Annotated in this window: 13 protein-coding genes and 1 riboswitch; of the genes, 9 read left to right on the forward strand and 4 right to left on the reverse strand. The window is 59.7% G+C overall.

All coding sequences use genetic code 11. The annotated features are described in order from the left end of the window. Positions 1–264: 264 nt before the first annotated feature. Positions 265–447, reverse strand: a complete 183-nt coding sequence (locus Q0J81_RS11480) for a hypothetical protein (RefSeq protein WP_294448008.1) — start codon at positions 445–447, stop codon at positions 265–267. A 1-nt stretch (position 448) separates the two neighbouring features. Further along, positions 449–1,237, reverse strand: coding sequence for an MBL fold metallo-hydrolase (locus Q0J81_RS11485; protein ID WP_294448009.1), 789 nt, complete (start codon positions 1,235–1,237; stop codon positions 449–451). Between the two features lie 762 nt (positions 1,238–1,999). On the opposite strand from Q0J81_RS11485, the gene Q0J81_RS11490 reads away from it, so the two are divergent. From Q0J81_RS11490 to Q0J81_RS11520, 7 genes are read left to right on the forward strand one after another with little or no spacing between them, the layout of a single operon-like run. After that, on the forward strand, positions 2,000–3,568 hold the full coding sequence (locus tag Q0J81_RS11490) for an ABC transporter substrate-binding protein (protein ID WP_294448011.1): 1,569 nt from the start codon (positions 2,000–2,002) through the stop codon (positions 3,566–3,568). 51 nt (positions 3,569–3,619) lie between these two features. After that, positions 3,620–4,624, forward strand: coding sequence for an ABC transporter ATP-binding protein (locus tag Q0J81_RS11495; protein WP_294448013.1), 1,005 nt, complete (start codon positions 3,620–3,622; stop codon positions 4,622–4,624). Continuing rightward, positions 4,621–5,658, forward strand: a complete 1,038-nt coding sequence (locus Q0J81_RS11500; RefSeq protein ID WP_294448015.1) for an oligopeptide/dipeptide ABC transporter ATP-binding protein — start codon at positions 4,621–4,623, stop codon at positions 5,656–5,658. The genes Q0J81_RS11495 and Q0J81_RS11500 overlap by 4 nt, the downstream gene beginning before the upstream one ends. Before the next feature lie 24 nt (positions 5,659–5,682). Next, positions 5,683–6,408 carry a glycerophosphodiester phosphodiesterase family protein gene (locus Q0J81_RS11505; RefSeq protein WP_294448017.1) on the forward strand — a complete coding sequence of 242 codons (726 nt, stop codon included), beginning with the start codon at positions 5,683–5,685 and terminating at the stop codon, positions 6,406–6,408. After that, positions 6,405–7,763 carry an alkaline phosphatase family protein gene (locus Q0J81_RS11510; RefSeq protein WP_294448018.1) on the forward strand — a complete coding sequence of 453 codons (1,359 nt, stop codon included), beginning with the start codon at positions 6,405–6,407 and terminating at the stop codon, positions 7,761–7,763. Before Q0J81_RS11505 ends, Q0J81_RS11510 begins: the two co-directional genes overlap by 4 nt. 2 nt (positions 7,764–7,765) lie before the next feature. Beyond that, the gene (locus Q0J81_RS11515; protein WP_294448046.1) at positions 7,766–8,695 is read left to right on the forward strand and encodes an ABC transporter permease; all 930 of its coding nucleotides are present in this window, start codon (positions 7,766–7,768) and stop codon (positions 8,693–8,695) included. Positions 8,696–8,708: 13 nt separating this feature from the next. After that, entirely contained in the window at positions 8,709–9,644 is a 936-nt protein-coding gene (locus tag Q0J81_RS11520) for an ABC transporter permease (RefSeq protein ID WP_294448019.1), read from the forward strand. A 74-nt stretch (positions 9,645–9,718) separates the two neighbouring features. Here Q0J81_RS11520 and Q0J81_RS11525 read toward each other — a convergent pair whose 3' ends face one another. Continuing rightward, positions 9,719–10,549, reverse strand: coding sequence for a MerR family transcriptional regulator (locus tag Q0J81_RS11525; protein ID WP_294448021.1), 831 nt, complete (start codon positions 10,547–10,549; stop codon positions 9,719–9,721). 17 nt (positions 10,550–10,566) lie between these two features. On the opposite strand from Q0J81_RS11525, the gene Q0J81_RS11530 reads away from it, so the two are divergent. Beyond that, a complete protein-coding gene (locus tag Q0J81_RS11530) occupies positions 10,567–11,814 on the forward strand; it encodes an MFS transporter (RefSeq protein ID WP_294448022.1) in 1,248 nt (415 codons plus the stop codon). A gap of 136 nt (positions 11,815–11,950) precedes the next feature. Here Q0J81_RS11530 and Q0J81_RS11535 read toward each other — a convergent pair whose 3' ends face one another. Further along, a complete protein-coding gene (locus Q0J81_RS11535; protein ID WP_294448023.1) occupies positions 11,951–12,469 on the reverse strand; it encodes a rhodanese family protein in 519 nt (172 codons plus the stop codon). A gap of 346 nt (positions 12,470–12,815) precedes the next feature. Further along, a riboswitch (glycine riboswitch) is annotated at positions 12,816–12,901 on the forward strand. 142 nt (positions 12,902–13,043) lie between these two features. On the opposite strand from Q0J81_RS11535, the gene Q0J81_RS11540 reads away from it, so the two are divergent. After that, positions 13,044–14,393 (forward strand): sodium:alanine symporter family protein, encoded by a 1,350-nt coding sequence (locus tag Q0J81_RS11540; protein WP_294448024.1) that lies wholly within the window; start codon positions 13,044–13,046, stop codon positions 14,391–14,393. Positions 14,394–14,759: the final 366 nt, after the last annotated feature.

Here is a 14,759-nt window from a genome sequence, read left to right on the forward strand (position 1 = left end):
CTTCTATAATGCTTATAGACCATTATTTGAAAAAGGAGTCAATTGAAAAATTTTCATCACGTTATTAATTTCATTTGCTCCAACGTTTCCATCCGAACTGAGTCTTTTGGGACAACATTCTGAAATTATCAATTATTTCAAATAGAAATGCATAATTATAAAATATTCCTTTCCCGTGCCATACCATGCACAAAAAGGCCCGGCCTGTCGATATGATTCGACAGACCGGGCCTTTTATCTCCTGTCAAAATTTAGGAAGGAGCATTACCCCGCGTTCTTGGCAAGCTCCAGCTTCAGCCTCTCGGCCGCGCCTTCGTTGAGCTTCTTCAGTCGGGCGACATAAGCTGCTCTGTTGATGAGCGGATGCGGATCGGAAGGCTTCAGGCTGCGCAGCGCGGGAATCTTGTCCGCAAGACCGTTGGAGAAGGGATGAGCCGTAAGATCCACTTCAATGTTCAGCGAATCTTCCGACAGACAGTCTGTCCATGCTCTTTATGTAGGCGCGAACCTGATCGGGGCCTTCAATGGCATTCAGGCCCTGTCCGCCCACGGTCACGGCCCGGTACGTCTTGTCCCCGCGGCGCACGTCGTACATGTACGACGCCGTGCCCCAGGTATGTCCCGGCGTTTCAAGCACGGTGAACAGGGAATCGCCGCAGCGCAGCGTGTCTCCGTCTTTTGCCACGACATCCTTCTCTTCAAGCATCTTCCACTCTTTTGCCGTGCCCACGCTCGCCTTCGAGTACCGGAAAGCTTCGTTCCATCCGCGTTCCGTCATGACGAAACGGGCTTTTTTCAAAAGCGGCTTCAGCCGGTAATAGCCGCCCACATGATCGAAATGCCCATGCGTCATGAGCACAAGACGCACGTCGTCCGGCGCAATGCCCACGGTGTGAAGATTCTCAATGAGAGCATCTACATAAGGCTCATGCGTGGTATCAATGAGCACCCAACCTTCGCTGGTTTTGATGGCCCAGGAAGAAACCCACGCAATGCCCACCTGCCAGACATTGTCGAACGCCTGATAGGGAGCGATCTTCTGCGCGGCGGGATCATTTATCCAGGCATCCAGAGCGGCAGGAGCCTTTTTCTTCGCTCCGAGCTCCGCAAAAAGACGATTGACTTCCGCAGTTTCCAGAACGGCGGCCTTTGCAGTGGAAACAAGAGGAGAACAAATGGCGGCTCCTGCGGCGCAGCAGCCAAGCGCAAGGAATGTACGACGGGAAATGTTGTTCATGATCCTTCTTTCATCTAATCATGAGTATTGTTCCATTATAGCCGCAAACCCTGCCCGGAACAATCCATTGTAACACTTTGCCATGATATTCAACACGCTGTAACGAAAAGCGCGTTTCCATACATGACAAAGACAGGTCGAAACGCCGCCCGCGAACAAAAGGAAACGCAATGTCCGAAAAGGAAAGAGGCATTCCCGGCGCATGGCATCTTGTTCGCTCCCGTTCCACGGCACTGCCGAACGTCCGGCAATACGGCTGCATTTCCGCCACGATCCGTCAAGACCGCGCTGAAAAGGCCCGGGCGGCATGGCACTCCGCGCTTCATGAACACAGGAAGACAAACGCTGCCGCTCATAGTCGACCGCCCCTCTGCCAGGTGTGCCGTCATCCATGAGCAGGCTGTACATAGGCCTTCCGACCCCACATTCCGTCACTGCCCTCATCGTCAGATGCCGACGCACCTTTTCCCGCAGCAGCAATTTTCCGTCAGCCTGTTCTTTTAAAGTACCAGAGAATTACGCATTTCTCTCATGATGACGTTCATGTAACGTTTTCCTCTTCAATCGTCATGAAAACGTCATCAGGACGTCACGCGTACTTCAAGGGACGCATCTAATGTTCAGCACGATTCTTCAGATCGGCTTGAACCTTTGGAAATTCCAAGAAAAACAACAAAGTCGGGCAATGCCCGAAACGATTGCGCTCTCGGTGTTTTCAGGGGCTGCCCATCTGAAACAGCTCTAACGCATTATGGAGGAAACATGATTCCCGCTTCCCGATGGCTGAAATTCGCCGTGGCAGCCCTGATGTGCGCTCTGACGCCCCTTTCCGCGTCTGCCGCGACCGCCGATTCCCGTCCAGAGCTTGTCGTTGCCGTGGCGGAAATTCCCGAAGGACTGGAGCCTTCCAAGGAACTTTCCAACATGGGAACCCGCATCACCTACAACATCTTTGACACGCTCATCCGCCGCGACTTTCTGGCTGACGGTTCCGGAACTGCGGCAAAGCTTGTTCCTGGACTTGCCGAAAGCTGGAAGCGCATCGACAACAACGGCATAGAACTGCACCTGCGCAAGGGCGTCAAATTCCACAACGGCGACGAGCTCACCGCCGACGACGTGGTGTTCACCTTCGAGCGCATGCTCAAGCCCGACTATCCCGCACCGGAGGGCAAAGCCTACTTCTCCATTTTCAGCCGCATAGAAGCCGTGGATCCCTATACCGTGCGGATCTACACCAAATATTACGACACGCTGCTCGAACACCGCCTGTCCTCGTGGGCCAGCTGGATCGTGAACAAGCGTACCTATGAAAAGCTCGGCTTCGACGAATTCGGCCGCGCTCCCGTGGGCACCGGCCCCTACAAACTCAGAAGTCTGCGTTCCGGCGAAAGCATCGTCCTCGACGCCAACGACGACTACTACGGCGGCAGACCCACGGCCCGCAGGGTCACCTTCCGCATGGTGCCTGAAGTGGCCGCGCGCATCAGCGGTCTGGTGAGCGGCGAGTTCGATATCATTACCAATCTTCCGCCCGACCAGATTTCCACGCTGACGGCCTATTCCGACATCGACGTGCGCAGCGTGGTGCTCTCCAACACGCATATGCTCGTGTTCAACACGAGCGTCGGCCCGCTCAAGGACAAGAGAATCCGCCAGGCGCTTTCCCTGGCCGTGGACCGCAAAGCCCTCAACGATGCACTCTGGGGCGGTCAGGCCGTCATTCCCAACGGACATCAGTTCCCAGAATTCGGCGACATGTACGATTCTTCCCGTCCCGGACAGACGTACGATCCGGAAAAGGCCAGAGCGCTTGTGAAGGAAGCCGGCTACCGCGGCGAGCCCATCATCATGTATACGCAGGCCAACTACTACGTGAACGCCCTTTCCGCCGCCCAGATCATGCAGGAAATGTGGAAGGCCGTCGGACTCAACGTAAAGCTCCAGGTCATTGAAAACTGGAAGGCCGTCAAGAAAGAAGACATCATGATCCGCAACTGGTCCAACTCCAACCGCTATCCCGACCCGCTCGGCTCGCTCGCCGTGCTCTGGGGCGCCAACGGCGCTCCTCAGACCTCGTGGAAAACCTGGACCGGTCCTGCGGCCGAAGCCTTCAACAAGCTCATCGCCGAACTTGAGCGCACCTCAGACACGGCAGCACGCAAGACCATTTTCGGAAAAATGCTGGATCTGTGGGAAGACGAAACTCCCGGCATGACCCTGTATCAGCCCCTTGAAAGCTACGGCGTGAAGAAATCCGTGCACTGGAAGCCCTACAGCTTCTACTATATGGATCTGCGTCCCTACAATCTGAGCTTTTCCGCCAGATAACGCCCGCCGGCGTGCGCCTTCGGGCGCACGCCGCCTTCAGGAATACGCGTCATGCTGCTTTCCATTCGTAATCTCGGCGTCCGCTTCTGGAGTCCCCGCGGCATTGTCCGTGCCGTAAGTCATGTCAGTCTCGACGTTCGTCCGGGAGAAATCGCGGGCATTGCCGGAGAAAGCGGTTCCGGCAAGAGCGTCACCTGCATGGCCGTCATGGGACTTCTGCCGCGGCGTTTTTCACACGTTACCGGTTCCGTGCGCCTTGAAGGCCGCGAGCTTTTCGACCTGCCGGAATCGGAACGCCGCCGACTCCGCGGCAGAACGCTCGCCATGATATTTCAGGATCCGTCAAGCTGTCTCGATCCCATACGGCGCATCGGCAGCCAGATCGAAGAATCGCTGCGTCTCGCCCATCCCAAAGCATCCCGGCACGAGCTCAGGGATCGTACCCGGGAACTTTTGCGCCGCGTGGGCATTGCCGATTCCGCAAGGCGCATGGACGAGTATCCGCATCAGCTTTCCGGGGGCATGAACCAGCGTGTCATGATTGCCATGGCCCTGGCCTGCAATCCCCGTCTTCTTTTTGCGGACGAACCGACCACCGCACTCGACGTGACGACGCAGGCACAGATTCTCGATCTGTTGAGAAGTCTTTCCGAAGAGCGCCGCATGGCCGTAGTCCTCGTCACGCACGATCTCGGCGTCATGGCACAGACAGCCGACCGCGTGGCCGTCATGTACGCCGGGCGCATCGTGGAAAACGCTCCCGTGAAAGAACTCTTTTCTCACCCGGCGCACCCTTACACCCGCGCCCTTCTGCGAGCCTGCCCCCGCACCGACATCACCGTGCGCCGACTGGAGGCCATTCCCGGCACGGTCCCCCCTCTCACCGAGGCCATGCCGGGGTGCACCTTCGCTCCGCGTTGCAGCGAAGCCTCAACCGAATGTTCCCAAAGCGTTCCTCCCCTCATGAGACTGGGGGAACATTCGACCTTCCGTGCCGACGAAGGGGACGAGCATCTGTGCGCCTGCCTCAAACCCGCGCTCAGGAGAGCCTCATGAACGAATTTGAATGTTCCGGCGACCACGGAGCACTGCTTCGGGCCTGCCGCCTCGTCCGCACGTTCGACGCCGGACGCGAAGGACTGTTCGGTCCGCGCCGCAAGGTGCGCGCCGTGGACGGCGTTTCCTTTGCCATCATGCCCGGAGAGGCGCTGGGGCTCGTCGGAGAAAGCGGCTCCGGCAAATCCACCGTGGGCAACATGGTAAGCGCCCTGCTTGCTCCGACCGAGGGGGAAGTCTGGTTTGAAGAGCATCGGATTCCCGACAGAACCCTTTCCCGCTCGCGCCGGAAAGAATCGCTCTCGTATCTGCGCCGCAATCTTCAGGTTATTTTTCAGGATCCTGCGGGCACGCTCAATCCCCGGCTGTCCATAGGAGAACAGGTGGCTGAACCTTTGCGCATACACGGCGAAAAGAATGCCCGCAGCATCCGTAACCGCGTAAACGAAACACTGCTTCAGGTGGGACTGAACGAAGACATGGCCGCCCGCTATCCGCACGAGCTTTCCGGAGGTCAGCGCCAGCGCGCCGTGGTGGCCCGCGCCCTCATCACCCGGCCGAAGCTCATTGTCTGCGACGAGCCGACGTCCGCGCTCGACGTATCCATACAGGCGCAGGTGGTCAACCTTCTCGGAGACCTGAAGGCCGAAACCGGGGTATCCTACCTTTTCATTTCGCACAATCTCGGCGTGGTGCGAACCGTATGCGACCGCGTCGCCGTCATGTATCTCGGCAGAATCGTGGAAGAAGCGACCGTGGACATCATCTTTTCCCATCCAGCTCATCCCTACACGAAAGCACTTCTCGACGCCAATCCCGTGCCGGTTCCCGGCATGAAGCGTCACTCGCCTTCTCTGAAAGGGGAACCGCCGAGTCCTCTTGAAATTCAGCCCGGCTGCCGCTTCATCGAGCGCTGTCCCCGCGCTCATGAGCGTTGTCGCCGTCTTGTCCCCGAACTGCGTCCCGCGCCCGGCATTCCGTCTTCGACGCCCTTCTTCCACCGTGTTGCCTGTCACTATCCCGAAACCGACTGAAAACATCCCTCAGAGACAACCGCCATGCATCCGCTTCTTCCCATAGCCCATCGGGGCTACTCCGCCCGTTTTCCCGAAAACACCCTTGCCGCCTTCGCGGCCGCCTACGACTTCGGCGTGCTGGCCGTGGAAACCGACGTTCGTCTTTCCGCCGACGGCGTGCCCGTCTGCCTGCACGACGCCTCGCTGGAACGTCTGGCCCGGTCGGAAAAATCCGTGGCCAGAACGCCGCTCTCGGACATACGTCAGACGCTCTGCGACGCCGGACGCGACCTCTGCCTGCTTGAAGAGGCCCTTGCCCTCGCGCTTGAACGCAAAGGACGCCTGCTTCTCGACGTGAAGGCACAGGACGCTCTGCCGAAGATACACGCGCTCCTTGTTTCCATGGCCGTGCCTGCCGACGCCGTGACGCTCGGACTGCGCTGCACCTCACAGGTGAAGGAATGGCGGAAGATGGACGCCCGGCATCCCGTTCTGGGTTTTCTTGCGCACACGGAGGAAATCCCCGATTTCTATGCTGCAGGCGGCACCACAGTCCGCTTCTGGGAGGAAGACCTCACCGCCGACCCGCGCCTCGTCCGTCTTGCCGAAGGCCGCCCCTTCTGGGTCATGGCCGGAGCAAGGGAGCACGGCTGCGGCGACATCACCCTTCCCCGCCTTGCCTGTCTGCGACAGCTCGGCGCTTCGGCCGTTCTGCTCAACGACCCCTCGCTGATCGGCCCCTGCAAAAACGGAGGCGTTGCGGCATGAAGGCCCGTGTTCTCGTCATGGTGCTGGACGCTTTCTGCAGCGACATGCTGAGCGAGAAGCTCACCCCGAATCTGAAAAGATTCGCCCGCGAGTGGACGAGCGTTCCTGCGGCTCGTTCCGTCTTTCCCAGCGAAACGCGCGTGTGCGCCTCTTCTCTGGCAAGCGGCTGCTGGCCGGAGCGGCACGGCATCACGGCAAACTACCAGTTTCTTCCCCCGGACGGACGTCTTTTCAACAGCGGGCTTCCCGAAGATCTGCGGGAGTGGAAAAAAAGGCTGAGCGAACCTGCGCTCTGCGTTCCGCCCGTTCCGGACCTCGGCAGAGCGCTCGCCGGAGCAGGACGAAGCCTTCTTACCGTGGCGGCCGCCTCCGACGGCTGCTGCAGTCTTCTTGACTGGGACGCGGCAGCCCTCGGCCATACGCGGCTTGTGGTGCGCACACCGTCTCTGTGCACACCGGACGGAAGTCATGAAGACATGGTACGCGCGTTCGGTCCAGTTCCTGCCGTGCGCGAGGCCGACGGCACGTATTCTCCGGCGCTCATGGCGTACACCGTTTCCGTCCTGCTCGGACGCATCGACGCGGACATGCCAGACGTCGCGCTCTGCTGGCTTCCCGAGCCGGACATGGCCGGTCATCTTTTCGGCACACGAAGCATGCAGCACGACAGGGCGCTTTCCGTCATCGACGAACAGTGCGGCCGTGTCATGGAATGGTGGGAGAAAAAGGGCAGGGATCAGGGCTGGCAGCTTCTGTTCATGGCCGACCACGGCATGGACGACGCCGACGCTCAGCGCGACATTCCCGCAGCCCTGCAGGCGGCCGGATTCGAGACGACCGTTGCCGAGGACGGACAGGCGATCACCGCCGTCATGGACGGCTCGACCTTTCGTATTCTGAACGCCGCCAGCGGCCACGCAAGGCTGGACGGGCCGTGCGGGGAAAAGCCCCTTCGCGCTCTGATCGAAACGCTGAAACCGCTCTGTCACGACGTGTTTCTTGCCGACGCTCTGCTGCAGCGCTTCCCGGACCCCGGCGTCCGCCCCCTCTCAGGCGCGCGCTGCAGCCATGCTCTCGGCCCTCAGATACGATTCACGCTGGCGGGCTCTGACGGCAATCCCGGAGCTCCCTCAGGCTCCGTGAAAATCGGCTTTCACGGAGGATGCGGAAAACGTGAAATGAACCCGCTGCTTCTTGCCGGGGGACGACTCCTGCGCTCCCGATACGAAAGCCTGAAGCCTTCAGCCCTGCCCGACATCGCGCCCACCGTGCTCACCATGCTCGGCGTTCCCGTGCCGGAACGGATGCAGGGGCGGGTGCTTACGGAACTTTTTGCCGACACGGGGACTCTGTGACCATGCTTGCCTTCATTCTGCGAAAAACGCTTCGCGCACTTCTGACCATGTTTCTGGTGGTCACGTTCACCTTTCTCATCCTCCGCATTTCCGGCGACCCCACGGAAGTCATGTTTCCCGACGACGTCCCGCAGGAGGTCAAGGACGCCTACCGCACGGCATGGGGACTGGACCGTCCGCTGCCCGAACAGTTTGCAAAGTATCTCATCAGCGTGGGACACGGCGACCTCGGCTATTCCTTCCGCGACTCCCGCCCGGCGCTGGATGTGGTGACGGAACGCATTCCCGCCACCCTCAGACTCGGCCTGTGCTCGTTTGCGCTGTCCATCTGCCTCGGCATTCCTCTCGGCCTGTGTGCGGCCTTCCGCAGAAACACGTTTCTCGACAGACTGGCCACATCGGTCAGCGTCATGGGCTACAGCATGCCAAACTTCTTTCTCGGCATACTGCTCATACTGCTTTTCTCGCTCAAGCTGCGCCTGCTGCCGAGCTCAGGCTCCGCCACGCCGGAACATCTCATCATGCCCGTCATCACGCTGGGCACGGCCACGGCGGGCATCGTGGCCCGCTTTACCCGTACCGCCGTGCTCGACGTGCTGGGGCAGCCCTTCGTCATGGCCGCAAAAGCCAAGGGGCTTTCCGTTTCAAGACTTATCTTCGGTCATGTTCTGCCCAACGCCGCCATACCCGTCATCACCATTCTCGGGCTTCAGCTCGGCTCCGTCATCGGCGGCGCGCTGGTTACGGAAACCGTGTTCGCCTGGCCCGGCATAGGCCGCCTTCTCGTGCAGTCGGTCAACTACCGCGATCTTGCCGTGGTGCAGACCATCGTTCTCATCATCGCGGCCAGCATGATCATCTGCAACCTGCTGGTGGACATGGCCTACGGCTGGCTTGACCCCCGCATCCGCTCCGAGCGGGCCGGAAACTGACAAGGACAACGCCATGAACAAAGCCATCGACGCCGCTTCCGCCGCATCCATGAATGTCGCGCCGTCTGCCGACGAGCGCTCTCCCTTCGCACAGCACGACGATGCCGACAACTTCCGCTGCAAACCTCCGGTGCGCTATCCGCTGCTCGTCGTCATCAGTGCGCTCGTTCTTGCCACGCTCTTTCTCTGCGGCCTGTTCGCCGAACAGCTCGCTCCCACGGGCTACGCCACGCAGGATCTTGCCTCCAGGCTCAGTCCGCCCGTATGGCTGGGCGGAAAGTCCGGACTTCTCGGCACGGACTTCCTCGGCAGGGACATCTTCTCCCGTCTGCTCTACGCCGTGCGCATCAGCCTGCTCGTCGCCTTTGCCGGAACGCTCATTTCCTGCACCATGGGCACGATTCTGGGCTTTCTTGCGGCGCACAGAAAAGGCTGGACCGACGAAATGGTCATGATGCTGGTGGACTTTCAGGCATCCATGCCCTTCGTGCTCATCGCTCTGGCCATTCTGGCCTTTCTCGGCAACAGTCTCGGCCTGTTTGTCGCCGTCATGGGACTGAACGGCTGGGAGCGCTTCGCCCGCTTCACCAGGGGCCTTGCCCGCTCCGCCTCCGCCCGTGGCTATGTGGCCGCCGTGCGGGCCATGGGCGCCTCTCCCCTGCGCATCTATCTTCGGCACATACTTCCCAACATCGCCGGCGTGCTCATCGTTCAGTTCACGCTCAACTTTCCGAGCACGGTGCTGCTCGAGTCCTCCCTCAGCTTTCTCGGACTCGGCATACAGCCGCCCCTGACCAGCCTCGGCGCCATGCTGGGCGAAGGCCGCAACTATCTCATCAACGCCTGGTGGATATCCGTCGCACCCGGTACGGTCATCTTCTGCGTGACCCTTTCGGCCTGCATTCTGGGCGACTGGCTGCGCGACAGGCTCGACCCCACGCTGCGCTGAACGACGCCGGAACACGGCACGACGCAAGGACCGGAATCCGCCCCCCGGCCCCTGCATCGTGCCCCACGAACATCTCACGACAAGCGCTTCTCTATCCGCACCGTGTATTTTGCCACGTAGTCGTCATCCTGCTGAGCGAGCAGATAGTTCATCTGATCATAGGCATACACATCCCCGCAGATCGTCATGCCCCTGTCCGAAAGCTCCCTCATCATCCGCAAAAAGGCCTGTGCATGACTCTGCATGTCTCCTCTGTGGAAAAGGCAGGCATGCTCTCCCCCATCCACTCGCCCTGAATTTTCCAGACCGGAACGCTGCCATGCGGCAGTAAATATGCTGCATATGCGGAAGGTCCCCGTCCGGGCATATTCCCGGGGAATGATAACGCCGAGCGGCGGATCAATGGCGTTGCCGTCCATGAGACTCTGCATCAGACACCGGGAATAGCATTCCACGCTCGATTCCCGGCCCGCAATCTTCTCCGAATCCACCGGATAGACAAGAATGTCCGCCGCACTCCTGTGCTCGAAAAACAGGCGGTCGTACTCGGCGGACACCGCTTCTCCGGCCATGGCCGCCAGCTGCTTCAGCATGAAAAGACGATGGGCAAGGCGCTCCTGCTCTTTTTCCAGCACGGCAATGCGCTCCGTGACAAGTCCGAGTCTTCCTTCCTGTCCGCAGCCTTCCCTGTGCCTGCGTATGTCCTCCAGCGTGCTCCCCGTTTCCTTCAAAAGAGAAATGAGATCAAAATCGAAGAACTGCTTCATGCTGTAGCGGCGATAGCCGTTCCCGGACACGTGATCCGGTCTGAGCAGCCCCTTTCTGTCGTAGTGCAGGAGCGTTTCCTTGGTCGTATGGCACAGGCGGGCGAATTCCCCGATGTTCAAAAAAGTTCTGCTTCCCACGCTTTTCTCCTTGACCCTTGTGTTACCCGGTAGTTTACGCTCGAGAACCGCCGGAGAAAAGTCTTCCGGCTCACCGAACAACCCGCCAAGGCTGCCATCACATGAAACGGACCGAACTTTCCTCCGCACGCGCGGCATGCGCGTATTTCTTTCTCTGCCCGGGCCTCTCCTACGGCCTGCTCACCTCCCGACTGCCGGCGCTGAAAATGCAGACCGGGGCCGACGAGTCTCAAATCGGACTTCTTCTGCTGTGCCTCGGCCTGTCCAGTCTTGCCGCCCTGTTCAGCAGCAGTCATCTCATTGCCCGATGGGGAAGCCGGCTCATTCTGACAAGGGCTTCCCTGGTTCTGCTTGCCGCCATTCCCCTGTGCTGTCTTGCCCGAACTCCCCTTCAGCTCGGTGCAGGATGCCTGCTCACCGGCGCGAGCATGGGACTTGCGGACGTGGCCATGAACACGCAGGGCATTCAGATAGAGCAGCGCTACCGCATCTCGTGCATGTCCTTCATGCACGCAGCCTACAGTCTGGGAGGCGTCACGGGGTCGCTGACCGGGGCGGCCTTTGCGGGGCTCGGTCTGAGTCCTTTTTTCAACGCAGTCTGCATTCTGGGGCTTTACGCCTGCTTTCGGACATGGGCCTCGCCGCGGCTTCTCGACGACGTTCCCGCATCGCCCGCCGAACGAAAGGAAACTTCCCGCACGCTGCCCCCGTTTGTGGTCGTCTGCGGCATTCTTGCCATGCTTGCCTACTCCTCTGAAGGCTCCGTGGCAGAATGGGGAAGCCTTCTGCTTTTCACCGTCAAAGGCGCCGGCGAACACACCGCCGCGCTCGTGTTCGCGGCCTTTTCCGTCACCACCGTGTTCTGCCGTCTTTTCGGCGACAGCCTGCGCCGCACGCTGAGCGATTTCATACTCATGCTCGGAGGCTCACTGCTGGCGCTGGCCGGAATGCTGATCGTGCTGCTTTCTCCCTTGCCGGTCGCATGCCTTGCAGGATACGCACTCATGGGCGCGGGGCTTTCTCCCATCGTGCCCACGCTCTTCAGCCGCGCGGGAAACTGCCCCGGCATCAGCGCGGGAAGAGCCAGCGCCGTGGTCTCCATTCTCTCCTACAGCGGTCTTCTCTTCTTCCCGCCCATGCTCGGCTTCATCGCCCATGGAAAAGGTCTGGAAAACGCGCTGCTCATCGTGGTCGGCGCCTGTGCGTGTCTTGCTCTGGGGGCCTTTCTTTTCAAAACGGGGAAAAAAGGGCGCGGACGTTCCTGATCCGAACGGGGCGTCAAAAAACGCGGCTCTGCGAATCCTGAGCCGTTCTGTCTCGGCTCATCCCGTCATCTTCCCCGAACATGAAAAAACGCCGGAAGAACATCTCCCGGCGTTTTTTGCGTCCCTATGCCGACAATCAGCGTCTGTTCCACGGCATTTTCGCCAGCAGAAGCCCGAGGCCGCAGAAGCCCGTGACCCCGGCGAAGACCAGCCCGGCCCCCACAAAGGCGGACAGCCAGAACATGGGATGCCACACAAAGCTGCCCAGTATGCCGAGAAGCACGAGAGACCCCGCGCCTATCTGGATCTGCCTGAACAGCGGCATGACCGTCTTCTCATGCCGTACCGGCAGCCCTTCCTTCATCCAGCCGTTGAGACCGCCTTCCATCTGCCAGGCCTGCGTGTCGCCCGCGAGGGTCTTAAGCTCATCGGCGGCCTTGTCCGTTCTCCTGCCGGAACGGCAGAAGAAGATCACCGGCTTGTCCGGCGCATCCTCGTCCTTGACGGAGTACAGACGGGCGATGGACAGCGGTACCAGACGCGCCTGAGGAATGAAGTTTTCGGCATATTCCGAGGTTTCCCTGATATCAATGAGACGGGCCTGCCCGTTTTGCAGCATCTCGTACGCCTTGCGCGGAGCAATGGTCTGAAGCATGACGATCTCCTGTTGTTTTTGCGGTCAGATTGGCAGAATTCGTTAAAAGGCGCAAGAGGGAGCGGCCTTATTTCCCAGCGGCTTTCACAGTTTCGCCCGCCGAGGCATGAGCCCTTCAGGCACTCCGGCCGAGACACGAAACACGGAAGACGCAGGGACCGGGACAGGCAATCTTTGGGAAATATCATGTATGTATTAAAAAATAACAGTAAAAACAGCATATTAATTGAACGCCGGTACATTATTGACATTTATGAGCAAATCATACTACTTTTTTGTCCGCCTTTCCGGGGAAGGCACATGATCCCGTAGAAGCTGCCTGAACGCCGCAAGGCCGACTAGCAGTGGAGGGAGCTCTGGAGAATCCCGTTTGGGTGCCGAAGGTGCAAGGCGAAAGCTGAAACTCTCAGGCCAAAGGACAGAGCTTAGGATCCTGCCGCTCGACCATACCTGCCGCTTCATCCCTAAGCGTTTCTCTGGAGCAAATCTCATGGATTTGCTCTTTTTTTGTACCCTGAAACAGAGATCGCACGGGAGCGGCAGCGCTTCCCCATGCGCTCGAAGGAATGTTCCCATGGAAATCATCAGTCAGATAGTCGATGCGGTCAACGGCGTGCTCTGGGGCTGGCTTCTGCTCTTTCTGCTCTGCGGCACGGGCATCTTCTACACCTTCCGGCTGCGCTTCATACAGCTGCGCAGGTTTCCCCATGCCTTCCGCCGTCTTTTCAGCAACATTTCCCTGCACGGTGAAAGCGCTGACCACACCGGCATGAGCTCCTTCCAGGCGCTGGCCACGGCCGTGGCCGCGCAGGTGGGCACGGGCAACATCGCCGGCGCAGCCACGGCCATTGCCGCCGGCGGCCCCGGAGCCATATTCTGGATGTGGCTGAGCGCCTTCTTCGGCATGGCCACCAACTATTCCGAAGCCGTGCTCGCCCAGCGCTACAAAACCACCAACGAACGCGGCGAAACCGTCGGCGGACCGGCCTACTACATCCGCGCGGCCTTCACGGGCACCTTCGGCAGGCTGCTCGCGGGCTTCTTTTCCGTGGCCATCATTCTGGCCCTCGGCTTCATGGGCAACATGGTGCAGTCCAACTCCATAGGCGCGGCCTTCAGCACGGCCTTCGGCCTCTCTCCCGTGCTCGTGGGCGTGGTGGTCGCCATCATTTCCGCGGCCATCTTCATAGGCGGCGCCAAACGCATCGCCTGGGTCATGGAAAAGCTCGTGCCTCTCATGGCTCTGCTTTACGTGGGCGGCTGCCTCGTCATCATTTTCGCCAACATCACCGCGCTGCCCGGGGCCTTCAAGACCATCTTCGTCATGGCCTTCGATCCCCAGTCGGCGGGCGGCGGCGCGCTCGGCATCACCGTGCGCGAAGCCATGCGCTACGGCGTGGCCCGCGGCCTCTTCTCCAACGAGGCAGGCATGGGCTCCACGCCGCACGCCCACGCGCTCGCCAAGGTCGACCATCCCGACGATCAGGGCATGATGGCCATGATGGGCGTGTTCATCGACACCTTCGTCGTTCTCACCTGCACGGCCCTTGTCATCGTCATCACCGGCGTGTGGAACTGCGGCAGCACCGGTACTGAGCTCGCCCAGATCGCCTTTGACACCGTGTTCGGCTCCTTCGGCAACATCTACATCGCCATCTGCCTGTTCTTCTTCGCCTTCTCCACCATCATCGGCTGGTACTTCTTCGGCGAGGCCAACGTAAAGGCGCTCTTCGGGGCAAAATACGTCAAAATATACGCCACCATCGTGGTCGTGTTCATCATCATCGGCTCCGGCCTCAAGGTGAACCTTGTGTGGAACATGTCCGACATGTTCAACGGCCTCATGGTGCTGCCCAACCTCATAGGTCTGCTGGCCCTCTCCGGCGTAGTGGTCGCCATAGCCAAGAGCAAGGAACAGAAATAAGGCTGTATTCTCGGAACTCCGCTCCTGCTAAAAAGCTCCGTAAAAATCCGGAAAGCGTCCTTCTGAGACGCTTTCCGGATTTTCGTTGCAACTTCCGCAGCAGGCTCCACGTCCTGCCTCTCACGCATCTTTCCTGTAAAGATACTCGCTCTCCGGCACTCTCTGGACCAATGTTCTTTCTTGCGTACCGGACGCCCTGTGCCAGTCGCGCTCCCTCACAGCGAAACGACTGCTCTTCAAAAAGATTCAGGAGATATCATCGACCTCCATGATCGAAAGGAATCTGGGCGCGTGCATTCTCCTGACATTCTCCTGCACAAGACCGGCCTAAACGCGATGATGCGCTGCCGGACAAACAAAGCCATA

This window comes from uncultured Mailhella sp., assembly GCF_944324575.1.
GTDB lineage: Bacteria > Desulfobacterota > Desulfovibrionia > Desulfovibrionales > Desulfovibrionaceae > Mailhella.